1 protein-coding gene is annotated in these 480 nt (G+C 39.6%); it reads left to right on the top strand.

Annotation, left to right across the window (positions count from 1 at the left end; translation table 11 throughout):
- Positions 1-70: 70 nt before the first annotated feature.
- Positions 71-370, top strand: a complete 300-nt coding sequence (locus JL102_RS23420) for a hypothetical protein (RefSeq protein ID WP_237390722.1) — start codon at positions 71-73, stop codon at positions 368-370.
- Positions 371-480 lie beyond the last annotated feature (110 nt).

The raw sequence follows: 480 nt of genomic DNA, 5'->3' as shown, positions 1-480 counted from the left end.
CAAAAGAATAGGGGGGTGGTAGAGGTTTTATGGAGTTGATGTTGTTTGCAGATTACCTATGTTAGGACACATGACCAAACGCATTTCTGCGTTGCCTAAGAGAAATAGAAAAGACGCTTTAGGCGAAGACGCAGGTGTACTTGCTATAAAAGCCACGGATGTGGAGTATATTGAAAATAGGACCTATAAGGGAAAAGGAAAAGATTTTAATTTTGATTGGATCTGGGGGGGGGATTCTCATCTTATTTCTTGTATTCAGACCATGGGAGGGAGGCCCACTGCTATATTTGTTTTTAGGTGTAAGTGCAGTATTAATTTTTGGATTTTTATATCATTATATAGCTCCCAAGCGGTACTTCATCGCCAATAGGCAAACGGGTATGTTAAAACAACCCACTTCTGAAAAGAAAGAAGCAATCTGGGTAGCTTTTGCTGATGGCTTCGGTTTTGAGAAAACGGTATATGCCAGTAGTTTTTATA

This window comes from Fulvivirga sediminis, from assembly GCF_016757215.1.
Classification (GTDB): Bacteria; Bacteroidota; Bacteroidia; order Cytophagales; family Cyclobacteriaceae; genus Fulvivirga; species Fulvivirga sediminis.
This window is presented reverse-complemented; position numbering and strand designations above follow the sequence as displayed.

Coding starts and splice junctions, on each gene's coding strand:
- JL102_RS23420 (WP_237390722.1), top strand. CDS start 71: ATGACCAAACGCATTTCTGCGTTGCCTAAGAGAAATAGAAAAGACGCT.